Origin of the sequence: Lentzea kristufekii (genome assembly GCF_033949925.1) — a bacterium.
GTDB classification, from domain to species: Bacteria; Actinomycetota; Actinomycetes; order Mycobacteriales; family Pseudonocardiaceae; genus Lentzea; species Lentzea kristufekii.
The window spans coordinates 362,398-386,470 of record NZ_JAXAVV010000001.1; the positions used below are offsets into that span (position 1 = coordinate 362,398).

Annotated in this window: 23 protein-coding genes; 5 read left to right on the forward strand and 18 right to left on the reverse strand. The window is 69.4% G+C overall.

Going from position 1 to position 24,073, the window contains the following annotated elements:
* Entirely contained in the window at positions 1 to 3,105 is a 3,105-nt protein-coding gene (ileS, locus tag SK571_RS01790) for an isoleucine--tRNA ligase (RefSeq protein WP_319982248.1), read from the reverse strand.
* A gap of 247 nt (positions 3,106 to 3,352) precedes the next feature.
* On the opposite strand from ileS, the gene SK571_RS01795 reads away from it, so the two are divergent.
* Together SK571_RS01795 and SK571_RS01800 are read left to right on the forward strand one after the other, a co-directional pair.
* Positions 3,353 to 3,697 carry a DoxX family protein gene (locus SK571_RS01795; protein WP_319982249.1) on the forward strand — a complete coding sequence of 115 codons (345 nt, stop codon included), beginning with the start codon at positions 3,353 to 3,355 and terminating at the stop codon, positions 3,695 to 3,697.
* A complete protein-coding gene (locus tag SK571_RS01800; protein WP_319982250.1) occupies positions 3,694 to 4,842 on the forward strand; it encodes an AfsR/SARP family transcriptional regulator in 1,149 nt (382 codons plus the stop codon). Before SK571_RS01795 ends, SK571_RS01800 begins: the two co-directional genes overlap by 4 nt.
* Positions 4,843 to 4,983: 141 nt before the next feature.
* Here the strand turns inward: SK571_RS01800 and SK571_RS01805 are convergent, their stop codons facing one another.
* From SK571_RS01805 to SK571_RS01840, 8 genes are all read right to left on the reverse strand, one after another.
* On the reverse strand, positions 4,984 to 5,478 hold the full coding sequence (locus SK571_RS01805; RefSeq protein ID WP_319982251.1) for a hypothetical protein: 495 nt from the start codon (positions 5,476 to 5,478) through the stop codon (positions 4,984 to 4,986).
* Positions 5,479 to 5,493: 15 nt separating this feature from the next.
* A complete protein-coding gene (wag31, locus tag SK571_RS01810) occupies positions 5,494 to 6,309 on the reverse strand; it encodes a DivIVA-like cell division protein Wag31 (RefSeq protein ID WP_093597422.1) in 816 nt (271 codons plus the stop codon).
* 48 nt (positions 6,310 to 6,357) lie between these two features.
* Positions 6,358 to 6,636, reverse strand: coding sequence for a YggT family protein (locus SK571_RS01815; RefSeq protein WP_319982543.1), 279 nt, complete (start codon positions 6,634 to 6,636; stop codon positions 6,358 to 6,360).
* A gap of 18 nt (positions 6,637 to 6,654) precedes the next feature.
* Positions 6,655 to 7,308 (reverse strand): cell division protein SepF, encoded by a 654-nt coding sequence (locus SK571_RS01820; protein ID WP_319982252.1) that lies wholly within the window; start codon positions 7,306 to 7,308, stop codon positions 6,655 to 6,657.
* Positions 7,309 to 7,375: 67 nt separating this feature from the next.
* Entirely contained in the window at positions 7,376 to 8,074 is a 699-nt protein-coding gene (locus tag SK571_RS01825; protein WP_319982253.1) for a YggS family pyridoxal phosphate-dependent enzyme, read from the reverse strand.
* Positions 8,071 to 8,775, reverse strand: coding sequence for a peptidoglycan editing factor PgeF (pgeF, locus tag SK571_RS01830; protein WP_319982254.1), 705 nt, complete (start codon positions 8,773 to 8,775; stop codon positions 8,071 to 8,073). Before pgeF ends, SK571_RS01825 begins: the two co-directional genes overlap by 4 nt.
* A 773-nt stretch (positions 8,776 to 9,548) precedes the next feature.
* Positions 9,549 to 10,871 carry a cell division protein FtsZ gene (gene ftsZ, locus SK571_RS01835; protein WP_319982255.1) on the reverse strand — a complete coding sequence of 441 codons (1,323 nt, stop codon included), beginning with the start codon at positions 10,869 to 10,871 and terminating at the stop codon, positions 9,549 to 9,551.
* A 439-nt stretch (positions 10,872 to 11,310) separates the two neighbouring features.
* Positions 11,311 to 11,538 (reverse strand): hypothetical protein, encoded by a 228-nt coding sequence (locus SK571_RS01840; protein ID WP_319982256.1) that lies wholly within the window; start codon positions 11,536 to 11,538, stop codon positions 11,311 to 11,313.
* Between the two features lie 30 nt (positions 11,539 to 11,568).
* Here SK571_RS01840 and SK571_RS01845 point away from each other — a divergent pair, with 30 nt between their 5' ends.
* A complete protein-coding gene (locus tag SK571_RS01845) occupies positions 11,569 to 11,928 on the forward strand; it encodes an RICIN domain-containing protein (protein ID WP_319982257.1) in 360 nt (119 codons plus the stop codon).
* Here SK571_RS01845 and SK571_RS01850 read toward each other — a convergent pair.
* Complete coding sequence (locus SK571_RS01850) at positions 11,925 to 12,419, reverse strand: DinB family protein (protein ID WP_319982258.1); 495 nt, start codon at positions 12,417 to 12,419, stop codon at positions 11,925 to 11,927. The two genes, SK571_RS01845 and SK571_RS01850, sit on opposite strands and share 4 nt — an antisense overlap.
* Before the next feature lie 180 nt (positions 12,420 to 12,599).
* Here SK571_RS01850 and SK571_RS01855 point away from each other — a divergent pair, with 180 nt between their 5' ends.
* Positions 12,600 to 12,725: a hypothetical protein gene (locus SK571_RS01855; RefSeq protein ID WP_266043356.1), complete on the forward strand. Its 126-nt coding sequence runs from the start codon at positions 12,600 to 12,602 to the stop codon at positions 12,723 to 12,725.
* Positions 12,726 to 12,883: 158 nt separating this feature from the next.
* Entirely contained in the window at positions 12,884 to 13,351 is a 468-nt protein-coding gene (locus tag SK571_RS01860; RefSeq protein ID WP_319982259.1) for a hypothetical protein, read from the forward strand.
* Between the two features lie 18 nt (positions 13,352 to 13,369).
* Here the strand turns inward: SK571_RS01860 and SK571_RS01865 are convergent, their stop codons facing one another.
* The 8 genes from SK571_RS01865 to SK571_RS01900 all read right to left on the reverse strand — a co-directional run bounded on the left by SK571_RS01865 (position 13,370) and on the right by SK571_RS01900 (position 23,821).
* Positions 13,370 to 14,119, reverse strand: coding sequence for a cell division protein FtsQ/DivIB (locus SK571_RS01865; RefSeq protein WP_319982260.1), 750 nt, complete (start codon positions 14,117 to 14,119; stop codon positions 13,370 to 13,372).
* Complete coding sequence (gene murC / locus SK571_RS01870) at positions 14,116 to 15,483, reverse strand: UDP-N-acetylmuramate--L-alanine ligase (protein WP_319982261.1); 1,368 nt, start codon at positions 15,481 to 15,483, stop codon at positions 14,116 to 14,118. The genes SK571_RS01865 and murC overlap by 4 nt, the downstream gene beginning before the upstream one ends.
* Complete coding sequence (murG, locus tag SK571_RS01875; protein WP_406601922.1) at positions 15,480 to 16,583, reverse strand: undecaprenyldiphospho-muramoylpentapeptide beta-N-acetylglucosaminyltransferase; 1,104 nt, start codon at positions 16,581 to 16,583, stop codon at positions 15,480 to 15,482. The genes murC and murG overlap by 4 nt, the downstream gene beginning before the upstream one ends.
* A gap of 36 nt (positions 16,584 to 16,619) precedes the next feature.
* A complete protein-coding gene (gene ftsW / locus SK571_RS01880; protein WP_406601923.1) occupies positions 16,620 to 18,086 on the reverse strand; it encodes a putative lipid II flippase FtsW in 1,467 nt (488 codons plus the stop codon).
* A 252-nt stretch (positions 18,087 to 18,338) separates the two neighbouring features.
* The gene (murD, locus tag SK571_RS01885; protein WP_319982262.1) at positions 18,339 to 19,751 is read right to left on the reverse strand and encodes a UDP-N-acetylmuramoyl-L-alanine--D-glutamate ligase; all 1,413 of its coding nucleotides are present in this window, start codon (positions 19,749 to 19,751) and stop codon (positions 18,339 to 18,341) included.
* A gap of 4 nt (positions 19,752 to 19,755) precedes the next feature.
* Positions 19,756 to 20,841 carry a phospho-N-acetylmuramoyl-pentapeptide-transferase gene (gene mraY / locus SK571_RS01890; RefSeq protein WP_266043350.1) on the reverse strand — a complete coding sequence of 362 codons (1,086 nt, stop codon included), beginning with the start codon at positions 20,839 to 20,841 and terminating at the stop codon, positions 19,756 to 19,758.
* Positions 20,838 to 22,298 (reverse strand): UDP-N-acetylmuramoyl-tripeptide--D-alanyl-D-alanine ligase, encoded by a 1,461-nt coding sequence (locus SK571_RS01895; protein ID WP_319982263.1) that lies wholly within the window; start codon positions 22,296 to 22,298, stop codon positions 20,838 to 20,840. The genes mraY and SK571_RS01895 overlap by 4 nt, the downstream gene beginning before the upstream one ends.
* Positions 22,295 to 23,821 carry a UDP-N-acetylmuramoyl-L-alanyl-D-glutamate--2,6-diaminopimelate ligase gene (locus SK571_RS01900; RefSeq protein ID WP_319982265.1) on the reverse strand — a complete coding sequence of 509 codons (1,527 nt, stop codon included), beginning with the start codon at positions 23,819 to 23,821 and terminating at the stop codon, positions 22,295 to 22,297. Before SK571_RS01900 ends, SK571_RS01895 begins: the two co-directional genes overlap by 4 nt.
* Between the last annotated feature and the right edge of the window lie 252 nt (positions 23,822 to 24,073).

The window sequence follows — 24,073 nt, forward strand, 5'->3', positions numbered from 1 at the left end:
TCACGCCTTCGCGACAGCGACCTTCACCTTGGCGCCGTCACCGACGGTGCCCTCGGACGTGCCCTCGCCGAACACCACCGACGTCGTCAGCGTCTCCGCCTGGACGAACTCCAGGTGCGGCTCCACCGCGGCACGCACCGCGTCCGGAAGCTCCAGCGTCAGCGTGATCCGGTCGGACACGTCGAGCTGGGCGTCCTTGCGGGCCTGCTGCACCACGCGCACCAGGTCGCGCGCGACACCCTCGGCCTCCAGCTCCGGCGACACCACCGTGTCGAGCACGACGACACCGGCGCCGCCCGGCAGCGCGGCCGTGGCGGCGGGATCCGTTGCCACCAGGCGCTGTTCGTACTCACCCTCGAACAGCTCGACACCGGCGGCGACGATCCTGCCGTCCACCTCGGACCAGTCACCGGCCTTGACGGCCTTGATGACCTTCTGCACGTTCGGCCCGAGCCGCGGCCCGGCCGCCCGTGCGTTCACGACCAGCTGGAACTGCCCGTAGGCGTCGACGTCCGTGGACAGCGACACCTCCTTGACGTTGACCTCGTCGCGCACGATCCCGGCGAAGTCCTCCAGCGAGCCCGCCACCGGCGACGCCACCGTCAAGCGCGCCAGCGGAAGCCGCACGCGCAGCTTGTTCGCCTTGCGCAGCGACAACGCCGTCGAGCAGACGTCGCGCACCTCGTCCATCGCCGCGACCAGCGAGTCGTCCGCCGGCAGGTCCGACACCGACGGGAAGTCCGTCAGGTGCACCGAACGGCCACCGGTCAGCCCGCGCCACACGACCTCGGAGGTGTAGGGCAGCAACGGCGCGGTGACGCGCGTGACGACCTCCAGCACGGTGTGCAGGGTGTCGATCGCGTCCTGCTCGCCGTCCCAGAACCGCTGCCGCGACCGGCGCACGTACCAGTTCGTCAGCACCTCCAGGTACTCACGCACCAGCTGGCACGCACCGGAGATGTCGTAGACGTCCATCGCCGCCTGGACGTCGCGCACCAGGTCGTGCGTCTTCGCCAGCGCGTACCGGTCGAGCACGTTCTTCGAGTCGACGCGCCACGTGCCCTCCTTCCCGGAAGCGTTGGAGTACAACGCGAGGAAGTACCAGGAGTTCCACAACGGCAGCACCGCCTGGCGCACCGCGTCCCGGATGCCGCGCTCGGTCACCACGAGGTCGCCACCACGAAGGATCGGCGACGCCATGAGGAACCAGCGCATGGCGTCGGAGCCGTCGCGGTCGAAGACCTCGTTGACGTCCGGGTAGTTCTTCAGCGACTTGGACATCTTCTGGCCGTCGTCACCGAGCACGATGCCGTGCGCCACGCAGTCGCGGAACGCGGGCCGGTCGAACAACGCCGTCGCGAGCACGTGCAGCGTGTAGAACCAGCCACGCGTCTGCCCGTTGTACTCGACGATGAAGTTGCCCGGGTAGTGGTTCTCGAACCAGTCCGCGTTCTCGAACGGGTAGTGCACCTGCGCGAACGACATCGAGCCCGACTCGAACCAGCAGTCGAGCACGTCCGGGATGCGCCGCATCGTCGACTGACCGCTCGGGTCGTCCGGGTTCGGCCGCGTCAGCTCGTCGATGAACGGCCGGTGCAGGTTGTCCGGGCGCACACCGAAGTCGCGCTCCAGCTCGTCCAGCGACCCGTACACGTCCGTGCGCGGGAACTCGGGGTTGTCCGAGGTCCACACGGGCAGCGGCGAGCCCCAGTACCGGTTGCGCGAGATGTTCCAGTCGCGCGCGTTCTCGAGCCACTTGCCGAACTGGCCGTCCTTGATGTGGCCGGGCACCCAGTTGATCTGCTGGTTGAGCTCGACCATCCGGTCCTTGAACTGCGTGACCGCGACGAACCACGCCGACAGCGCTCGCTGGATCAGCGGGTTCGCACACCGCCAGCAGTGCGGGTACGGGTGGTCGTAGGTCTCGTGCCGCAGCAGCAGACCCGCTTCCTTGAGGTCGCGGATGATCAGCTTGTTCGCCTCGAAGACGTGCACGCCCTGGTACGGCGCCACCTCGGCGGTGAACTTGCCGTCCGGCCCGACCGGCACGACGACCTCGATGCCCGCCGCGTCCGTCACGACCTTGTCGTCCTCACCGAACGCCGGTGCGATGTGGACGATGCCCGTGCCGTCGTCGGTGGTCACGTAGTCGGCCGTCAGGACCTGGTGCGCGTTCTCGCGGCCCACGAAGAAGTCGAACGGCGGCAGGTACTTCTTGCCGACCAGGTCCGACCCCTTGTAGCGCGCGACGACCTCGGGCTCCTCGCCCAGCTCACGCGCGTACGCCGCGACACGGGCCTCGGCGAGCAGGTACTTGTCACCGTCGGAGCCCACGACCGTCACGTAGTCGACGTCCGGGTGCACCGCGGCGGCGAGGTTGCTCGGCAGCGTCCACGGCGTCGTCGTCCAGACCAGGGCCTTCTCGCCGGACTCCAGGCGCAGCGCCACCGTGACGGCGGGGTCCTGCCGGTCCCGGTAGGCGTCGTCCATCTTGGTCTCGGTGTTGGACAACGGCGTCTGGCAACGCCAGCAGTACCAGAGCACCCGGAAGCCCTCGTAGATCAAGCCCTTGTCCCACAAGGCCTTGAACGCCCACATGACGCTTTCCATGTAGTCGAGGTCGAGCGTCTTGTAGTCGTTGTCGAAGTCGACCCAGCGCGCCTGCCGCGTCACGTAGTCGCGCCACTGGTCCGTGTACTGCAGCACGGACGTGCGGCACGCCTCGTTGAACTTCTCGATGCCGAGCTCGTCGATCTCGTGCTTCTGCGTGATCCCGAGCTGCTTCTCGGCCTCGTACTCGGCGGGCATGCCGTGCGTGTCCCAGCCGAACCGGCGCTCGACGTGCTTGCCGCGCATCGTCTGGTAGCGCGGCACGACGTCCTTGACGTAGCCGGTCAGCAGGTGCCCGTAGTGCGGCAGGCCGTTGGCGAACGGCGGGCCGTCGTAGAAGACGAACTCGTTCTCGCCGTGCTCACCGGCCGGGTTGCGGTCGATGCTCGCCTGGAAGGTCTCGTCGTCCTTCCAGTACCCGAGCACGTCCTGCTCGAGGTTCGGAAAGGACGGCTGCGCCGGGACCTCGTTCGCTCCGGCCCTGGGGTAGGCCATCTTCACTGCTCCTCGCGGTCAGATGCGACACGCGAGGACGACACGCCGATGTGGCTCGGCCCGCCGCGGTACCACCCCGCTTGCCCGCCTGACGGCGAGCCTCTCGTTCTTCGGCTGTGACGGGCCGGTCCCGTCCGGTTCTACTGAGATGCTCGCGCATCCGTTCTTCCGGAGGCTCCCCGGTGATGGCCGGATCGGTGCCTGTGAGTTACAGGGTAACCGGAGGCGCAAACCGTATGCTCGGCCGATGACGTTGACCATCGCGGTGTCGATCGTGCTGGCCCTGCTGTTCGTGGCGACAGGCGCGGGCAAGCTGTTCGGTGCGAAGGCGTCACTCGAGGCACGCGACCACTTCCGGATGAACCCGGCGCTGTGGCGCACCATCGGCGCGCTGGAGTGGGCGGGCGCGGCGGGTCTCGTCGTCGGTCTGGTCACGTGGGAATGGGTGGCGCACGCGGCCACCGTCGGCCTCGGGTTGCTGATGGTCGGCGCCACGATCACGCGGTTGCGGTACGACTCGAAGCCCACGGGTGTCGTCGTGGACCTCGCGCTGCTCGCGTTGCTGATCATGCTCCTGTTCCTGGACCGGTGAGGTTCCACCTCTTCGGCCCGCCCGAGGTCCGGCGGGGCACCGCCCTCGTCGACGTGGGTCACGCACGTCAGCTGAGCGTGCTCGCGGTGTTGCTGGTGGACGTCAACCAGGTCGTCGGTGTCGGCAAGCTGCTGGCACGGGTGTGGGGCGATGCGCCGCCGCGGCAGGCGAAGGCCGCGCTCTACAGCTACGTGTCGCGGTTGCGCGCGGCGTTGGGCGGCATCCCGATCGTGCGCCGCTCCGGCGGGTACGTGCTGGAGGCCGACCCCGCGTCGATCGACCTGCATCACTTCCGCTCTCTCGTGGCGCTCGGACGGCCGGCCGAGGCCATGGCGCTCGTGCGCGGCGAACCGTTCGAAGGGCTGCACGGCGCGTGGTTCGACGGTCTGCGCGAAACGCTGGCGGGTGAGATCGCCGCGGCCGAACTGGACCACACCGACGCACGTCTGGCCGGCGGCGAGCACATGTCGCTTGTTGCCGAACTGACCGCGCGCACGTCCGAACGTCCACTCGATGAACGGCTAGCGGGGCAACTGATGCGTGCGTTGATCGGTGCCGGCCAACGCGCCGATGCGGTCGCCTACTACTCGCGGCTCCGAGATCGGCTCGCGGACGAACTGGGCCTCGACCCCGGTCCCGCGTTGCGCGACCTGCACGCGTCGCTGGTCCAGCGTCCACAGTGGAGCCCGCGGCAACTTCCGCCCGGCCCCGCGGGTTTCACCGGCATGACGGCCGAACTCGCGGCCCTCGACCTGGGCGGGCCGATCGTCACGATCACCGGCCCGGCCGGCGCGGGCAAGACGCGGCTCGCGTTGCACTGGGCGCACGAGCACGCCGCCGACTACCCCGACGGCCAGCTGTTCGTGGACCTCGACGGCTCCGACCCGGCCGACGTCGTCCGCGAGTTCATCACGGCTTTGGGCACCAGTCCGGACGGCATCCCGCCGGAGCCGCACGCGCAGACGGCGCTCTACCGCACGTTGCTGGCCGACCGGCGAATGCTGATCGTGCTCGACAACGCCGCGGACACCGCACAGGTCGTGCCGCTGCTACCGGGCACACCGCGATGTCGTGTCGTCGTGACGAGCCGCGAACGCCTGCCCGGCCTCGTCACCGCCCACGGGGCGCGTCCGATCGTGCTCTGAGCAGAAGCACGTGGACGTCGACAACCCACAGGCCAAGACCTACTACGTCGTCGGCCTCTCGCGGCACGACGAAACACACCCGATCACGCCCGGCAAAGATCAGCTACCTGCGCGCGAGCTCTTGGCGTGTGGGCTCACCGATCAGCCGGACTGTGCGGAACGACTCCTGCGCACGAGCACCGCGTCAGGGGTGCACAGCGCGCACGGCGTGAACTGCAACTGCCGTGCCTCCTGCACCGGGAGGCCCAGCGTGGGCCTCCCGGCAAGCCAGGAGCACGAACTCAGGTGGTACCGGGGCCGTTCGTCCAGCACCCGCACCTCGTCCACCAGATCGGCCACGACGAGCAGGTCTGCCGCGTCGGTGTCCTCTTCCGGTGGTTCCTCGTCAGCGGACGGCGTGTCGGCTACCGCCGACTCCACCACCCGTTGATCATCTGCTGCAGCTAGTTGATCTACACTCTGCGTGTCGGCAACGGGGTCCCCCGGCCGTCTCCGCCACCAGTCCCAAGCAAGGACCAGGGCGGCGAGCACGCTCGCTCCCACGGACGACCACGCCCAGATCGTGTTGGACGTGGCCAGCGCAGGGACGAGCAACCCGAGGGCTGCCAGCACCAGAAGTAGAACTACGAAGAGCACCTAGCGAACAGTAGTTCAGCCCGCTTCGGCGCGTGCGCCGAAGGAGTAGCCCTGGGAACGGCCCTCGGACGGAGCGGCCGGGCCGCGGTCCTGGAGGTCGCGCAGGGACGACTCGAGCATCGTCTTCAGTCGCGTGCGGTACTCGCGCTCGAACGTCTGCAGCTTGTCGATCTGCTTCTCGAGCGTGTTCTTCTCCTGGGTGATGTTGCCCATCACCTCAGCGTGCTTGCGCTGCGCGTCACGGTCCAGCGCGGTGGCCTTCTCACGGGCCTGCCGCTCCAGCGTCTCGGAACGCGTCCGCGCGTCGTTGAGCATGGTCTCGGCACGCGTGCGCGCCTCGTTGACCATCGTGTCGGCCTTGGCACGGGCCTCGGACAACAGCTGCTCGGACTTCGTGCGCGCCTCGGACAGCATGCCGTCCGCTTCGGCCTTCGCCTCGCCCGTCAGCCGGTCCGCCATCTCCTGGGCAAGGCCCAGGACCTTCGCGGCCTGCACGTGGTGGTCTCCGCCACCACCGGGGGACGTCTGCTCCATGACCGAGGGCGGCGGGACCGGCGCCAGGCGGCGCGGCTCCTCCACCGGCATACGGGTCGTCATGGGGCTGGAAGAAGCCTTCGCACGCGCGTCGTCGAGGTCGGCACGCGACGTCTCGAGCTGCTGGTCGAGCTGCTCGACCTGCTGACGGAGGTCGTTGTTCTCCTCGATCAAGCGGGCGAGCTCGCCCTCAACCAGGTCGAGGAACGCGTCCACCTCGTCCTCGTTGTAGCCCCGCTTGCCAATCGGCGGCTTGCTGAATGCAACGTTGTGCACATCAGCGGGGGTCAACGGCATCGGATCACCTCTCGCACTCCTGGGCTGCGGTCATCCCCGGCTTCCCCGTCATGGCCTGGGATCTGCGAATCGCATCAGAATGATAACGACTAGCCACAGCACAATAATCGATAGGTCCAGCCCGACACCCCCGATCCGCACCGTCGGGATCACCCGGCGGAGCCAACGGACCGGTGGGTCGGTGACCGTGTAGACGGTCTCAAGCGTCACGGCTACGCCGCCAGCTGGGCGCCATTCCCTCGCGAACGTCCGCACCATCTCGACCACGACACGCGCGGTCAGGAACAGGGAGAACGCGAACAGGACGTAGAAGATGACGAGACGGATGGGGTCCACGGCTCAACTCTAACCGTGGTTCCCGAACCCGCCCTCGGCCAGCTTCCTGCGATCCTCCGCCGTGACGTCAACGTTCGGCGGTGAGAGAAGGAACACCCTGCTCGTGATCTTGTCCATGGACCCGCGCAGAGCGAACGCCAGTCCGGCCGAGAAGTCGACGAGACGCTTCGCGTCCGCGTCGTCCATGTCGGTCAGGTTCAAGATCACAGGGGTGCCGTCGCGGTAGTGCTCCCCGATCGTGCGCGCCTCGCTGTAGGTACGGGGGTGAAGCGTGGTGATGCGCGCCAACGGGTTGCCTGCCGGCTCGGCAACCGGACGCAGCCTGCTCACGGGCTCGCGCTGCGGCTCGACAGCGAGTGCGCCGTGCACGGGTGCATCGGCGCTCCAGCGTCGCGTGCCCGGAGGGTTGCCCCCGCGCCGCGTCTCCGGCTCGTAGTCGTCCGACTCGTCGATGTCGGCCCGGTACCCGGAGCCCTGGAGCTCCGACCGGCCCGGCGTGAACACGCGGCTGCGCCGCGGGTACGGGTCGTAGTCGTCGGCCTCGGCCGCGTACTCGGACCGGTAGTCGCCGTAGCGGCCGCGGTCGTCGTCGTAGCCGGGGTCGTCTGCGTACTCGGCGGGGACCATCCCGAAGTAGGCCTTCAGCTTGTGCAAAGCGCTCATTCCAGCCCCTCCTCGGCGGTTCCCCACTCTTAGGGACGGTGCGGACGGTCCCGAGGTTCCCGACAACCTACGGCGAGGTTAGTCGCCGGCTGCCGAGCAACGCCGTTCCGACACGCACACAGGTCGATCCGTGCGAGATGGCATCTTCCAGGTCACCACTCATTCCCGCTGACACCTGGATGGCAGTGGGATGATCATCACGTAGGCGTGATACCACCGAAGCCAACGCCTGAAACGCCTGCGACGGCTCCATCGTCCGAGGCGCGACAGTCATCGCACCTCGGAGAATAAGATCACCCGAACGAGTGATCACGCCAGCCAGTTCCGCCACATCCGCAACAGCAACCCCACCGCGCGACGTGTCCCCGTCGATGCTGACCTGCAGCAACACGTCGAGCGTCCGCTCTTTCGCCCGCGCAGCCTTCGCCAGCGCCTCGGCCAGCCGGACGCTGTCCACCGAGTCGACCTGATCGGCCCACTCGACGACGGACTTCGCCTTGTTCCGCTGCAACCGCCCGACCATGTGCCACCGCGCCTCGCTGAGGTGTCTCAACTGGTCGACCTTCGCACCGGCCTCCTGATCGCGGTTCTCCGCGAAGTTGCGGAGCCCGAGCCCGTAAAGGATCTCCACATCGCTGGCGGGCCAGGTTTTCGTCACCGCGAGCAAGGTAACCTCGTCCCGGCCACGCCCCGCCACCTCACACGCTTTGGCGATGCGTTCCTCGACCTCCGCGAGGTTCTCCTTCAACTCCTCGGCGCGGTTCACGGCTCAATCCAGATCACCGACGCAAGCCGCCCGGTAGGCGCCTGCCGCCGATGGCTGAACAGATCCTTCTCCTCGAACGTGCACCGAGGATCGACCCCGATCTTCCCGACCCCGGCACTGGCCAGCTGGTTCCACAACCCGGCCCGCAAATCCAAGGCAGGCGTACCCTTCCGCGACTTGGCAGCACTACCGGGCAAGTGCTTCTCGACGTCCTTCTGCATCTCAGCAGGCACCTCGTAACAGTCACCGCACACCGAAGGCCCCAGCAACACCTCAACGCGCTCAAGCTCGGCCCCCAGCGCCATCATCGCCTTGAGAGCCTCGACGACCACACCGACCCGAGCCCCGACACGCCCAGCGTGCACAGCCCCGACAACCCCGGCCTCTTGATCACCGAGCAACACCGGCACGCAGTCGGCAGTCAACACGACAAGCCCGAGACCAGCCCGTTTCGTCACAACAGCATCGGTAGCCTCAAGCGGCTCCCCCTGCGGCCCGTCAACGGTGGCAACAGTCCGCCCGTGCACCTGCTCCATCCAGACCAACCGATCGGCCGCAAGCCCGATCCCTTCGGCCAGCCTCCCCCGGTTCGCCTCGACCGCCTGAGGGTCGTCCCCAACGTGATCGCCGAGGTTGAACGACTCGTAGGGCGCCTTGGACACGCCACCGGCACGGGTGGTGACAACACGACGAATGCGCACGCCTACACCCTAGTTCGCACGAACACGCACCCCAGCCCTCCCCCGCGCACAACGCAAGCCAAGGCGAGCCCCCACCCACGCGATGCCAAAGGCGAGCCTCGTCCCCCACGCGATGCCGAAGGCGAGCCGTCCTTCCATACGGGCCGGGCGGTGGGGTCCCATCACGAGTCGCGCCACAGCTCTTGCTGCACCTGAGGGGTGAGGTCAAGTCGACACGCTTTTCGTCGACTTGACCTCACCCCTCAGGTGTGGCCCGCTCTTGGTGCGGCTCGTGATGGGACCCCACCGCCAACGCAACTCTCTAAGCAACCGGCGGCCGCCCAGCGCAACAGGCGTGCCATCTACCCACGCACGGCGCGGGCCCCCTGATCAGATTGCCGGGGTCTGGGGCAGAGCCCCAGGGGAAGCACGCAACGCAAGGTCGCCGCCCGCAAGGTGACCACCCGCCAGGTCGCGGTACGCAAGCCGACCACCCGCGAGGTCGTGGCACTCAAGCCGACCACCCGCAATGCCGCCACCGCAAGGCCGACCACCCGCCAGGCCGACGCCCGCAAGGCGCTCACCCGCAAGGTCGCCACCCGCAAGCCGACCACCCGCCAGGCCGCGGCACGCAAGCCCGCCGCCCACAAGCCGACCACCCGCCCGCTCACCACCCGCAACCCACCACCCGCGAGGCAACGCCCCACACCCACCCAAGCTGACGCAGGCGTCCCCCCAAAAGAAGGACCCCCTGAGCCCAAACGCTACTCAGGGGGTCCGACAAGATCAGCAACTCACCGCCGCATGAACGGCGGCACATCCACCTCATCGTCAGGGTCCTCAGTAACAGGCACCGGCCGAGAAGGCAGCGACCCGTTGGGAGACAAGGACCGAGGCACCGACGACGCGTACCCGTTGCCCTGAGCCGGCGAAGGCTGAGGCGGCACCGTGGTAGGAGGCTGCTGCACAGGCGGAGCCTGCCGAACCTCGGCCTGAACCTGAGGCTGGACCGGAGGCGGAGCCTGCACGACAGGAGCCTGCACGGGCGGCGGAGTCTGAGCCACCGGCTGCTGCACGTGGGTAGGCGTGGCCGTGGCGGAAGCGATCGGCCCGGTGGCCGTCCGAGGCGGCGAGGACAACGCCGTCGGCTCCAGCTTCTTGTGGGTCGGGCCTCCGCTGTCGAAGCCGGCCGCGATCACCGTGACCCGGACCTCGTCGCCCAGGGAGTCGTCGATGACCGTACCGAAGATGATGTTCGCGTCGGGGTGCGCTGCCTCCTGGACCAGCGAGGCCGACTCGTTGATCTCGAACAACCCCAGGTCGGAGCCGCCGGCGATGGACAGCAGGACGCCGTGCGCGCCCTCCATCGAGGCCTCCAGCAGGGGCGAGTTGATGGCCTTCTGCGCGGCTTGCACCGCTCGGCCCTCTCCTCGTGCCGAGCCGATGCCCATCAACGCCGAGCCCGCGCCGGACATGACCGACTTGACGTCGGCGAAGTCCAGGTTGATCAGACCGGGGGTCGTGATCAGGTCGGTGATGCCCTGGACACCGGACAGGAGCACCTCGTCCGCGGAGCGGAAGGCGTCCATCAGGCTCACGCCGATGTCGCCGAGCTGCAGCAGCCGGTCGTTCGGGATGACGATGAGCGTGTCGCACTCGTTGCGCAGCGCCTGGATGCCGTCTTCGGCCTGCTTGGCGCGGCGCTTGCCCTCGAAGGAGAACGGGCGCGTCACGACACCGATGGTCAGTGCGCCGAGCTTGCGGGCGATCGAGGCCACCACCGGCGCACCGCCGGTGCCCGTGCCACCGCCCTCACCCGCGGTGACGAAGACCATGTCGGCCCCCTTGAGGACCTCCTCGATCTCCTCGCGGTGGTCTTCGGCGGCCCTGTGCCCGACCTCGGGGTTCGCGCCGGCACCGAGGCCGCGGGTCAACTCGCGCCCGATGTCGAGCTTCACGTCGGCATCAGACATCAGCAAGGCCTGGGCGTCGGTGTTCACCGCGATGAACTCGACGCCCTTCAGCCCGACCTCGATCATGCGGTTGACGGCGTTGACACCGCCACCACCGATGCCGACGACCTTGATCACCGCGAGGTAGTTGTGCGGGGGCGTCATCGGATCCGCCTTCCTGATCGTGGTCCGCGCTGTGGTGCTGGGTGTGATGCACCCGGATTGAAACTCTCGACCTCTCATCGAGGCCCAGAGTTATGTCAACCCCATATGTTCCTGCTGGACGGTAAGCACCAGCGGTGCGTCGGTCCAGCAGCCACGCCGTAGGGTCCCAACACTGTGCGCTACTACTCCCCGGTCGTGCCGTCAAGTAGCGCGTACGGTCCTGAGTACGACGCACCCCAAGCCTAGTCGGACCTCGAATCGGAGATCGTCTCGCCCGTCCTATCGACGATTTTCTGTCGGTGCTGCTCGCCAGCTTGCCCTCATGGGGATGAAACAGCTGTGCGTCGCCCTCGTGGCGATCGCGCTGGGGGCAGTGACGGTGGCGCCGGCGAGTGCGGCGTCTGAGGCCAACGAGGACGTCGAGATCCGCAAACGCGGGTCACGACCTCTGCGTCGGCAACACGCCGCTGAACAGGTACCGGCCCAACGTCGCCACCTGCACGGGAAGCGCCGCGCAGCGGTACGAGGTCGTCCCGGCGACGGCCGGCGGGGTGTTCCTGCGCAGCGTCGAGGACGGCCAGTCGATCTCGCTGCAGCCGGCGGCCTGCGACGTCGAGACCGCCACGCAGCGCGCCGAACTGCTGCCGGACGGGACCGGCCACTTCACCCCTGCGGACTCCAGGACAGGTCCGCCGGGGTGCTCTACACCGACATGGGAGTGCTGTTCCTCGACGAGGACCTGGGCGACTTCGCGAAGTGGGAGATCCGCGAGGTCGGTGTCGTGCCGCCACCCGTGCTCACGAACGTCGTCCGGCTGAAGAACGCGGGCAGCGGGAGGTGCGTGGCCAACCCGAGGTTTGACGAGGTCACAGCGGTGCCGTGCGTGGCCACCGCCCGTGCCCAGCGCTGGAAGGCCGAGACCGACGACCTCGGCCACTTCAAGATCACGAACGCGGCGACCGGCCGCGTGCTCATGGTCACGAGCACCGGCGTGCTGGCGACCCATCCGTACTGGGGCTTCACGCTCGCGCAGAAGTGGGAGTCACCGGCGGCCTAGTCGCCGACGGTTCCGTCCAGCAGTTCCCGGACCACGTCGAGATGGCCGGCGTGCCGGGCGGTCTCGTCGACGAGGTGCGCGAGCACCCACCGAGCCGAGACCGTCCGGTCGCCCCGGAACGGCACCTCGGCGTCGAGCGCCAGGCCGGCGAGGACCTCCCGGCTGATGTCGCACTGCGCGCGGTAGTCCGCCAGGAACCCGGCGAGCGTCTCGCCCTCCTCGACGCGCCAGTCCGCGTCGGGGTCCTCCATCGTGTACGGGGCCCGCGAGTCACGTCCGGCGAGCACCACCTCGAACCAGTGGTGTTCGGTCCACCGCACGTGCTTCACCACGCCGGCCGCGGTCGTCAGCTTCGAGGGCAGCACCGCCCGCGTCGCGTCGGCGTCCGAGAGGCCCTCGACCTTCAGCTCGATCGTGGCGCGCAAGTAGTCCAACAGGGCCGTGTACGTCGCACGCTCATCGGCGACAAAGGGCGGTACAACTCGTGTCATGCGGCGCAGCCTGCATGAGAGCGTGAGGTCACCGCACCGCATTTATCCGACACCGATCGTCCCTTGTGGATGGTCAGGCGAACCTGCAGTACTTCCTTCGGGTGACAACGACCGATCCGGCTAATACCGCGAGTGGCTGTCCGATGAGCACGGTAGTCGTTCATCACCAGGAGGCATGTCTTGGCACCCGCACCCGCGTCCGTGCGTTCGCTCGTCGTCGAAGCGATCGTCCTGGAACTCGTCACGAGCAGGCTGGGCAGCCTCGTCGTACGGGTCGCGATGGCGCGGCTGAGGCCGAACGGCTAACGCGAAACGCAGGAGAATCCTTTGTGCTCCCAACCGATTCATCGGTCCCCGCACCGGCGGTCCCGCCGGTTCCCGACGCCGTCACGGCCACCGGCACCACGGCGATGACGAGCACGACCTCGAACTGAAGGACCTCAGTGGAAACTCTTCCACCAGTAGTGACCATCGGACCGGAGTTACCGCCGAAGCGCCGGCCGCCGTGGCTCGCGATCGGTTTCACCCTGGTGGCGCTGACAGCGGGCGGGCTCGGCTTCGGACTGGGCAGGGCCACCGGCCCCGACCTGCTGCGCTCCGCGGGCACGAGCCCGGCATCGCCGTCCGCCTCGTCCTCGCCGAACGTGTTCACGATCAGCGGGTCGATGACCGTCAACGGCCGGTGCGGTGCGGGTGGCTACACCGACGTCACTCTCGGCGGGCAGGTCGAGATCGTGAACCAGGACAACAAGGTGCTCGGCGTCGGCACGCTGCAGGGCGGTACCGGCTCGTGCTCCTTCAGGTTCACCATCAGCGGCATCCCCGAAGGGCAACGGCTCTACGGCGCGAAGATCGGCAACGCGAACCGCGGCGTCATCTGGCACTCCGAGCAGGACGCGAAGCACCAGGGCTTCCACCTGACGCTCGGCTGAGCGCCGAGAAGCTGAGCGCTAGGACACCGTGGCCAGGTCCGGCGACGACACGTCGTAGGTCGTGCCTGGCCGCGAGAGCAGCACGAGCAGCACGGCCGCCTTGCGTGCCGTGTCGTCGGAGTTGCCCCACTTCACCACGCGGTTGCCCGACAGCGTCAGCTTCACGTCGGCACCGGTCGTCGCCGCCACCGACACCACGTCGGGCCGCAGCTTCTCCGGCAGCCCGTTCACGACCCCGACCACGGCGCGAGTGGCCGGGTCCGAGGACGACGGCAGCGTCAGCACCAGTTCGGGCACACCCGGCGCGGCGGCCGGGAGGACCGCGTAGTCCTTGCCGGTCGCGTCGACGAGGTGGAAGCCGTCGGGCAGCTTCACCGAGCCGATCGGGGCTCGTTCGGTGATCAGCAGCCGGACCGTGCCCGGGAGCTGGCGTTCCACCTCCACTGCGGCGACGCGCGGGATGCCGGCCACGCGGTCGTGGATCTCCTTGAGGTCCAGGCGGATCAGCGGGGAGCCGGCCTCGATCGCCGCGACGGCGCGGACCTCGTCCTCGGTCAGCACGCCGTTGCCGCGGACGTCGACCTGGCGGACGCCGAGCAACGGGGTGAAGAAGACGCAGTAGGCCAGGGCCAGCACGGAAAGCACTGTCAGCAACGCCACCAGGCGGCGGCGCAGGATCACCCTGCGCCGCGCCCGGTACTCGGCGCTCTTCGGTCTCCGGTTCGCGGAGCGAGCTCGCGTGGACCTGCCACGAACCGGTGCGCTCATGACAGCGCGCTGACGATCTCGGGGCCGAGCATCGTCACGTCACCGGCGCCCATGGTCACCACCAGGTCGCCCTCCCGCGCCAGCGAGGCCACCAGCCGGGGCACGCGGTCGAACGACGGCTCGTAGTGCACGGAGGCCGTGACCTGCTCGGCGATCAGGCCGCCGGTCACGCCGGGTTCCGGCTCCTCGCGGGCACCGTAGACGTCCAGCACGACGACCTCGTCCGCCAGTGACAACGCGGCGGCGAACTCCGTGGCGAACGTACGGGTCCTCGAATACAGGTGCGGCTGGAACACCACGATCACACGACCCGCACCGGCGACCGGACGCGCGGCACGCAGCTGTGCGTCGACCTCGGTCGGGTGGTGCGCGTAGTCGTCGTACACCGACACACCCTTGCCACGGCCCTTGAACTCGAACCGCCGCCGCACGCCACCGAACGCCGCGAGGCCTTCGAGCAACCCGGCCTGGTCCGCGCCGAGCTCCAGACCGGCCAGCAGAGCGGCGATCGCGTTCAACGCCATGTGCTCGCCCGGCACCGCGACCCGGACCTCGACGGCCACGCCGTCGATCTCGACGGACGCCAGGCCACCGGACTCCAGCGGCTTGTAGTCGACGAGGCGCGCGTCGGACGCGGAACGTCCGTATTCGCGCACCCGGATGCCCCGCGCACGAGCCTCCGTGATCAGGCGCGCGGCGCCGGGATCGTCCACACAGGACACCAGCACGCCGCCCGGCACGATCCGCTCCAGGAACGAGTCGAACACGGCCGTGTAGGCCTCGACGGTGCCGTGGTGGTCGAGGTGGTCGGCCTCCACGTTCGTCACGACGGCGACGGACGGCGAGAAGAACAGGAACGAGCCGTCGGACTCGTCCGCCTCGGCCACGAACACGCCACCGGTGCCCTGGTGGGCGTTGGCGCCGGACTCGTTCAGGTCACCACCGATCGCGAACGACGGGTCGACCCGGCAGTGCTGCAACGCGACGGTGAGCATCGACGTGGTCGACGTCTTGCCGTGCGTACCGGCAACGCACACGACGCGGTGGTCTTCCATCAACGCCGCGAGCGCCTCGGCACGGCGCAGCACGGTGATGCCGCGCTCACGGGCCGACGCGTACTCGGGGTTCGTGTCCTTGATCGCGGTCGACACCACGACCTCGGTAGGACCGCCCACGAGCTGGTCCAGGTTCGAGGCGGCGTGACCGACGGCGATCCGCGCGCCCTGGGCGCGCAGGGCCAGCACGGTCCGCGAGTCCTTGGCGTCCGATCCGGACACCTGCACACCGCGCGCCAGCAGGATGCGGGCGATACCGCTCATGCCGGCACCACCGATGCCGACGAGGTGAACGCGTTCGAGGGTCATTTCTTGATCACATCCAGAACGGAGCGGGCCAGGATCTCGTCCGCCTCACGACGGCCGGTGCCGAGCGTCGCGCGGGACATCTGCGCGAGCCGGTTGCGGTCCGCCATGAGCGGCACCACCAGCGAGGCGACCTTCTCCGGCGTGAGCTCGGCGTCCGGCACCAGCAGGCCGCCACCCGCGGAGACGACCGGGCCGGCGTTCAGCGCCTGCTCACCGTTGCCGATGGGCAGCGGCACGAACACCGCGGGCAGACCGACGGCCGACACCTCGGCGACGGTCATCGCACCCGAACGGCACAGCACGGCGTCCGCGGCGGCGTACGCCAGGTCCATCCGCTCCAGGTACGGCACCGGCACGTACGCCGGGGCCCCCGGAAACTGTGGCACCTGAACGGAGTTCTTCGGCCCGTACGCGTGCAGCACGCCCACGCCGGCACGGGCGAACTCCGCCGCGACCGGCGCCACGGCCTCGTTGATCGAACGTGCGCCCTGCGAACCGCCGAACACCAGCAGCACCGGCGCGTGCGGGTCGAGGCCGAAGAACCGGCGGGCCTCCTCACGCAACGCGGCGCGGTCCAGCGACGTGATCGACTGGCGCAGCGGGATGCCGATGATCTGCGCGTCCACCAGCCCGGAGTCCGGCACCGCCGCCGCGACGTGCGCTGCGAACTTGGCGCCGACCTTGTTCGCGAGACCGGCCTTGGCGTTCGCCTCGTGCACCACGATCGGGATGCGGCCACGCGCGGCCAGGTAGGCGGGCAGCGCCACGTAACCGCCGAACCCGACGACGACGTCCGCGCCGACGCGCTCCAGCACCTCGCGGGTCTGCTTCACGGCGCTGCGCACGTTCAGCGGCAGCTTCAGCAGGTCCAGGGTGGGCTTGCGCGGCATCGGCACCGGCGGGATCAGCTCCAGCGGGTACCCGCGGGCCGGCACGATCTTGTTCTCCAGGCCGCGTTCGGTGCCGAGCGCGACGACACGCGCGTCCGGCCGCAGCCGCATGACCGCGTCGGCCAGCGCCAGTGCCGGCTCGATGTGTCCGGCGGTACCACCGCCGGCGACCACGATGCACGGACCACTGGGGGCAGGGTGCCCGGTCAAGACTTCTCCCGAAGATAGTGTTGGCTGAAGATCAATTCAGTTGGATCGCCCGCGACCGCGAGTCGACCGGCCTTGCTCGGAACGGCCCTGTGTGCGCCGCGAGTCGCGGCGACGGTACTCCGAAGGCGGAGCGGAGCGTCCAGCCATACGACGTTCGTCCATGACCGGAAGTTGCTGCGTGCGTGAACGGCCTGGTGCGCGGGGAGGCGTGGACGGACGGACCGGCTTGCGCTTGGCCGGTGGCCGGTACGCCTCGGGAGCGGGCAGCCTGAGCAGTCCGCCGACGCGGCCGGGACCGAGCGACCGCAGCGCCGACACGGCCTCGGGCTCGTGCCGGGCGCAGTTCGCCAGGATGCCGAACACGATCATGGTGGTCACGATCGAGGTGCCGCCGGAGGAGATCATCGGCAGCGTGAGGCCCGTGACGGGCAGCAGCTGCACGACGTAGCCGATGTTGATCGCGGCCTGCGCGACGAGCCACACGGTCAGCGTCGCGGACACGATCCGGATCCACGGGTCGGTGTTGCGCGACGCGATCCGCAGGCCGACCCACGCGAGCCCGCCGAACAGCACCAGCACCAGCCCGCACCCGACGAACCCGAGCTCCTCGCCGATGACGGCGAAGATGAAGTCCGACTCGACGTTGGGCAGGTACCGCCACTGCGAGCTGCCCCGCGCGAGTCCCTTGCCGAACAGGCCACCGTCGGCGAGCGCGAACATCGCCTGCCTCGCCTGGTGACCGGCGCCGTCGGGGTCTGCGTCGGGGTTGAGGAACGACGTCACGCGCTGCAGGCGGTACGTGGCACCGATCGCGAGCACGACGGCACCCGCCACCGCGCCGCCGGCGATCACGCCGAACAACCGCATCGGCGCGCCCACGAACCACAGCAGGCTGATCAGCACGACGCCGAGCGTGATCGTGCCGCCGAGGTCGGGCTGCAGCATGACCAGCGCGAACACCAGCATCGCGACCGGCACGACGGGCACCAGCAGGTGCCGGTACTGCGACAGCAGCGCCCGCTTGGTGACCAGGACGTGCGCGCCCCACAGCGCCAGCGCGAGCTTCACGGCCTCGATCGGCTGGAAGGAGATGGGCCCGAGCGTGAACCACGAGCGCGCGCCACCGCGGACGTCACCGAGCGGCGTCAGCACGAGCGCCAGCAACACCACGCCGATGCCCATGGCGGCCGTCGAGAAGTGCCGCAGCTTGCGCAACGGGAACCGCAGCATCACCCAGAACAGCACCGCGCCGATGCAGACGTAGATCAGCTGCTTCTGGAACACGCTGTACGCCGACACGCCCGACGCGACCTGTCCCGGTGCCGAAGCCGACAGCACCATCACCAGGCCGAGCACGGTGAGCATGCCGAAGATCGCGAGCAACAGGTGGAAGTCGGCGAGCGGGCGGCTGAGCCACGAGGTCATACCGCTGCGCAACGAGGCAACACGGCCCGCGGGACGAACCTTCCGCTTGCTCCTCGGCTTGTCGGCGACGACGGTCACCGGGTCATCGTCTCCTGTGTCAAGCGCTCGAACGGGGATTCCTGGGGCGTGTCGCCCCTTTCGCTGGAGCGGGCCGCCCTTGGTGTCGTGACCGCCGGCCTTTGCCCCGTGTTTCGACGGTCAGACGGGTGCATCGTGGTACCGGCCCCGCGTCCTCGTACTGGTGGTACGGGGGCGCGGGGCCGGTACCGCGAGGCGCCCTGCTGAGCGCCGGAAGACGCGGTGAAGGCCGGCGGTCACGACACCATCACCCTACCGGCCACCCGTGAGGCGCTTGACGGCGTCCGTGAACGCCTGCCCCCGGTGCGCGTAGTCGTTGAACATGTCCATCGACGCCGCCGCGGGGGCGAGCAGCACCGTGTCACCGGCCTGCGCGAGCTCCTGCGCGGCGCGAACGACGTCGAGCATCGGATCGTCGGCGTCGGCGAGGTCGAGCGAGCGCACCGGCACGTCCGGCGCGTGCTTCGCGAGCGCGTCCGCGATGACCTGCCGGTCCGCGCCGATCAGCACCGCGCCCCGCAGCCGGCGGGCCTCGGTTCGCACCATCTCCTCGACCGACGCGCCCTTGAGCAGCCCACCGGCGATCCAGACGACGTTGTCGAACGCCCGCAAGGAGGCCACGGCCGCGTGCGGGTTCGTCGCCTTCGAGTCGTTGACGTACTTGATGTCGGTGGCGTCGACGGTGACGAGCACGGCGCGGTGCGCGGCCGGCTCGAACGCCTCCAGGCCCTCGCGCACGGCCTCGGACGGCACGCCGTACGCGCGCGCCAGTGCTGTGGCGGCCAGTGCGTCCGCGATGCCGGGAGGGCCTGCCGGACGGATCTTCGCGACCTCGACCAGCGCCTCGTCGTCGGCGAACGCGCGGTCGACCAGCCAGCCGTCGCGCACGCCGAGCTGGCCGTCCTCGGGTTCGTCGAGGGTGAAGCCGATCCGGTCCCGTGCGGGCGACGCCTCCAGCAGGTCGCCGACGAGGTCGTCGTCGAGCCAGCCGATCGCCACGTCGCCGGTGAGGATCCGGGCCTTGGCCTGGGCGTAGGCGTCCATGCCGCCGTGCCAGTCGAGGTGGTCCTCGGCGAGGTTGAGCAGCGCGCCTGCCTGAGGACGCACCGAAGGCGCCCAGTACAGCTGGAAGCTCGACAGCTCCACCGCGAGCACCCGGCGCCCGGCCAGCAGCGCGTCCACGACCGGCAGGCCGACGTTCCCGCAGGCCACGGCGTCCGCGCCGGCGGCGTGCAGGATCGACTCCAGCATGCCGACCGTCGTGGTCTTGCCGTTCGTGCCCGTCACCGCGAGCCACACCGGCGGGTCGGCCAGCTCGGTGCCCATCCGCCAGGCCAGTTCGACCTCGCCGATCACCTCGATGCCGGCCGCGGCGGCGGCCGCGAGCAGCGGGCTCGACGGCTGCCAACCGGGGCTCGTGACCACGAGGGAGGTGCCGGCCGGCGGTTCCGTCAGGCCGGGCACCAGTTCCACGCCTTCGAGCAGGGTCTCCAACGCCGCGAGTCGTTCCGGCGACGAGTCCGTCACCACGACCTCGGCGCCTGCCGCGAGCAACGCCTCCGCGGCGGACCGGCCGGTCACTCCAGCACCGGCCACCAGCACGGTGCCCCAGCCGACCCCCAGAGCTTCGCCCGCCCCCACCGGTGTTCCGGCCAGCTTGGTCATAACTCTAGAAACCGCCCGTCAGCCACTCGCTGTAGAACACGCCGAGCCCGAACATGCAGCAGATGCCCGCCATCAACCAGAACCGGATGATGACAGTGGTCTCCGCCCAGCCCGCGAGCTCGAAGTGGTGGTGGAACGGGGCCATGCGGAACAGGCGCCGTCGTGAGGTGCGGAAGACCGCGACCTGCAACGCCACCGACAGGGCCTCGACGACGAACAGACCACCGATGACGATCATCAGCAGCTCGGTGCGGGTCGCGATCGCGAGACCGGCGACGAGGCCGCCGAGCGCGAGCGAGCCGGTGTCACCCATGAAGATCTTGGCCGGAGCCGCGTTCCACCAGAGGAAGCCGATGCAGCCCGCCATCGCGGCCGCGGCGATCACCGCCAGGTCCAGCGGGTCGCGCACGTCGTAGCAGCCCGCGACGGCATAGCTGGAGCAGTTGTAGCGGAACTGCCAGAACGAGATCACCACGTAGGTGCCGAACACCATCGCCGACGAGCCACCGGCCAGGCCGTCGAGGCCGTCGGTGAGGTTCACGGCGTTCGACCACGCGGCGACCATGCCGTAGCAGAAGACGATGAACCCGACGACGCCGAACGAGACCACGGTGATGTCGCGGACGAACGACAGGTTGACCGACGCGGGCGTCAGGCCGTCCTTGTTCGGGAACTGCAGCACCAGGATCGCGAACGTGATGGTCGCGATGAACTGGCCGACCAGCTTCGCCGTCTTGTTCAGGCCCAGGTTGCGGGCCTTGCGGATCTTGATGAAGTCGTCGAGGAAGCCGACGACGCCGAGCGACGTCGTCAGCATCAGCACGAGCAGGCCGGACGCCGACGGGGTCTGCCCCGACGCCGATGCCGACATCGAGTTCACGAGGTGCGTGCCGAGGTAACCGGCCCACATCGCGACCAGGATGGCGAGGCCACCCATGGTCGGCGTACCGCGCTTGGTCTTGTGGTGCTGCGGACCGTCCTCGCGGATCTCCTGGCCGAAGCCCTGGCGAGAGAAGATCTTGATCAGGTAGGGCGTCAGCAGGATCGACACTGCCAGTGCGATCGCTGCGGCGATCAGGATGCTCTTCACTTGGTTCCTGCCTCCAGCAGGGCCTCGGCAATGCGCCACAGGCGATAGGCGTTGGATGCCTTGACCAGCACTACGTCACCGGGCCGGACTTCCCCCTGCAGCAACTCGATCGCCGCGTCCGCGTCCGGCACCCTGACGGATTCGTCTCCCCAAGATCCTTCCAGGTGCGCGCCCTGGTGCATCGCGCGGGCCGCCTCACCCACGACGACCAGCTTGCTGATGTCGAGGCGCACCACCAGGCGGCCGATCTCGTCGTGCTCGCGCACCGCGTCGTCGCCCAGTTCCGCCATCGGGCCGAGGACGGCCCAGCTGCGGCGCGCGGGCGTGGTGGCGCGCGAGATCGACGCGAGCGCCTTCAAGGCCGCCCGCACCGAGTCGGGGTTCGCGTTGTAGGCGTCGTCGATGACCGTCACGCCGTCCGCGCGGTCGGTGATGACCATGCGGTGTGCGGAAACCCGTTCCGCCGCGCCCAGTCGCTGCGCGACCTCGGCGGGCGTGGCGCCCAGTTCGAGGGCGATCGCCGCGGCGACCAGCGCGTTGCCCACCTGGTGCGTGCCGTTGAGCGCGAGCTTGACGTGTGCGTCGCCCTGCGCGGTCTTCAGCGTGAAGCTCGCACGGGCCTGCTCGTCCAGCTCGATGTTCTCGGCGCGGACGTCGGCGTTCGGGTTCTCGCCGACCAGGACGACCTTGGCCTTCGTGCGGCTCGCCATGCCCGCGACCAGCGGGTCGTCGGCGTTGAGGATCGCGACGCCGTCTTCCGGCAGCGACTCGACGAGCTCGCCCTTGCCCTGTGCGATGCCCTCACGCGAGCCGAACTCGCTGAGGTGCGCGGTGCCGACGTTCAGCACGGCACCGAAGCGCGGCGGCGCGATCTCGCAGAGGTGTGCGATGTGGCCGACGCCGCGTGCGGACAGTTCCAGCACCAGGAACTTCGTGTCCTCGGTGGCCCGGAGCGCGGTCCACGGGTGCCCCAGCTCGTTGTTGAACGAGCCGGGTGGCGCGATGGTCTCGCCGGCCGGCGCCAGCACCTGCGCGATCAGGTCCTTGGTGGACGTCTTGCCCGCCGAGCCGGTGATCCCGACGATCGTCAGGTCCTTCAGGCGGTCCGTGACGTGGCGGGCGAGCTTGGCCAGCGCCGCGAGCACCGCCGCGCCCTCGCCGCCGCGGTCTCCCGCGAGCACGTAGGCGTTGGCGTGCTTGGTCTCCACCGGCGGCGCGATGACCGCGGGCGCGTCGACCTCGCGGCCCGCCAGCACACCGGCCGCGCCCGACGCCACGGCCTGCGCGGCGAAGTCGTGGCCGTCCACGCGTTCGCCGGGCAGCGCCAGGAAGAGACCCCCCTCGGTGACCTTGCGGGTGTCGAACTCGATGGTGCCGGTGACCACCGGACTGCCATCGGTCGCGTGCAGGCGTCCGCCGACGATCTCAGCGATCTCGGCGAGCGTGAGTGCGATCAACGGTGCGCCTCTCTGATCGCGGCGGTCAGCGTCTCGACGTCCGAGAACGGATGGATCACGCCGGCGATCTCCTGTCCCGTCTCGTGTCCCTTGCCCGCCACGACGACGACGTCGCCCGGACGGGCCAGCTCCACGGCCTTTTCGATCGCGAGCTTCCGGTCGCCGATCTCGAGCACCTCGCCCCGGTTCGCGGTGGCGAGGGCCCCTTCGAGCATGGCGGCCCGAATGGAGGACGCGTCTTCGGTCCTGGGGTTGTCATCGGTGATGATCAACACCTCGGCGCGTTCGGCGGCGGCCTCGCCCATCAGCGGCCGCTTGGCCCGGTCGCGGTCGCCGCCGCAGCCGAGCACGACGATCACCCGGCCGTCGGTCTTGGCGCGCACGGCGTCGAGCGCGAGCGCGACGGCGGCCGGCTTGTGCGAGTAGTCGACGACGGCCGTGAAGGCCTGGCCCTCGTCGACGCGCTGCATGCGGCCGGGCACCTGGACGGTCTTCAGGCCCTCGGCGATCGCCTCCGGGCCGATGCCCTCCAGGTGCAGGCAGGCGATGGCCAGCAGGGCGTTCGCGATGTTGAAGCTGCCCGCGAGCGGGAGGTGGATGCGGATGTCGCCGTCGGGGCCGTGCGCGGTGAACGTCTGCTCACCGGTCGGGCTCACCTCGACGTCGCTCGCGGTCCACGTGGCGGGCTTGGTCGTGGCGACGGTGGTGGTGCCCGGCTTGACCAGCCGCTCACCCCAGTCACCGTCGACGCAGACGACCTCCTTGCGCGCGCGGCCGTCGAACAGCTGCGCCTTGACCTGGAAGTACTCCTCCATGTCGGCGTGGAAGTCGAGGTGGTCCTGGCTCAGGTTCGTGAACGCGCCGATCTCGAACTCGGTGGCGGCGACGCGGCCCATGTGCAGCGCGTGGCTCGACACCTCCATTGCCACGTCGGTGACACCGCGCTCGGCCATGACCGCGAACAACGCCTGCAGGTCCGGCGCCTCGGGCGTGGTGTGGGAACTGCCGAGCTGCTCGGTGCCGATGCGGGTGCCGACCGTGCCGATCAGGCCGGTGTTCTTCCCGGCTGCGCGCAGCACCGACTCGATCATGTACGTGGTGGTGGTCTTGCCGGACGTGCCGGTGACCCCCCACAGCTTGATCTTCGTCGACGGCCGTCCGTAGACGTGCGCGGCGAGCAGGCCCACGACCTCACGGGGGCGCGGGTGGATCAGCACGGGCACGTCTTTGAGGGAGTCGCGCGCGGCTCCGGCCTCGTCCGTCAGCACGGCGACGGCACCGTTCGCGATCGCCGTCTCGGCGAAGTCGGCACCGTGGACGTGGGCACCCGGCAGCGCTGCGTACAGGTCTCCGGGGACCGCGTGCTGTGCACGCAGAGTCACCCCCGTCACCTGGACGTCGGCATGTGCTGGCCTGGTCAGGTGCACGTCGGCCACCGCGGCGAGAGCAGCCACGGAAGCAGGGCGGATGGCGTTGGGGCGGGGCGGGGCGGTCGCGACCTTGCCCTCGAGCTTGGCAGGCACGGGCAAGAGGCTACCGGCGTGCACGGAGTGGCCGAGCGGCGCGTTGGCGTTCGGGTGATGATCGGCGGATCTGGGCCGTTCGGGTGGCCCGCCGCGCTGGTCTTCGCGGGCGAGCCCGTCCGGCCGAACAAGTTCCTGCCCGCTTCGTGACTTAGTGCCCTGTGAGCGCTGGTGCGGCTGCGGTGAGGTAGAGAGCGGCAGGAGGCGGCGATGAGAACCAGCTCGGCGGTGGAACCCAGGAGATTTTCGTTC

Coding starts and splice junctions, on each gene's coding strand:
- SK571_RS01850 (WP_319982258.1), bottom strand. CDS start 12,419: ATGACACGAGTTGTACCGCCCTTTGTCGCCGATGAGCGTGCGACGTAC.
- murC (WP_319982261.1), bottom strand. CDS start 15,483: ATGACCCTCGAACGCGTTCACCTCGTCGGCATCGGTGGTGCCGGCATG.
- wag31 (WP_093597422.1), bottom strand. CDS start 6,309: ATGCCGTTGACCCCCGCTGATGTGCACAACGTTGCATTCAGCAAGCCG.
- SK571_RS01820 (WP_319982252.1), bottom strand. CDS start 7,308: ATGAGCGCTTTGCACAAGCTGAAGGCCTACTTCGGGATGGTCCCCGCC.
- murD (WP_319982262.1), bottom strand. CDS start 19,751: ATGACCAAGCTGGCCGGAACACCGGTGGGGGCGGGCGAAGCTCTGGGG.
- SK571_RS01795 (WP_319982249.1), top strand. CDS start 3,353: ATGACGTTGACCATCGCGGTGTCGATCGTGCTGGCCCTGCTGTTCGTG.
- ileS (WP_319982248.1), bottom strand. CDS start 3,105: ATGGCCTACCCCAGGGCCGGAGCGAACGAGGTCCCGGCGCAGCCGTCC.
- SK571_RS01865 (WP_319982260.1), bottom strand. CDS start 14,119: ATGAGCGCACCGGTTCGTGGCAGGTCCACGCGAGCTCGCTCCGCGAAC.
- ftsZ (WP_319982255.1), bottom strand. CDS start 10,871: ATGACGCCCCCGCACAACTACCTCGCGGTGATCAAGGTCGTCGGCATC.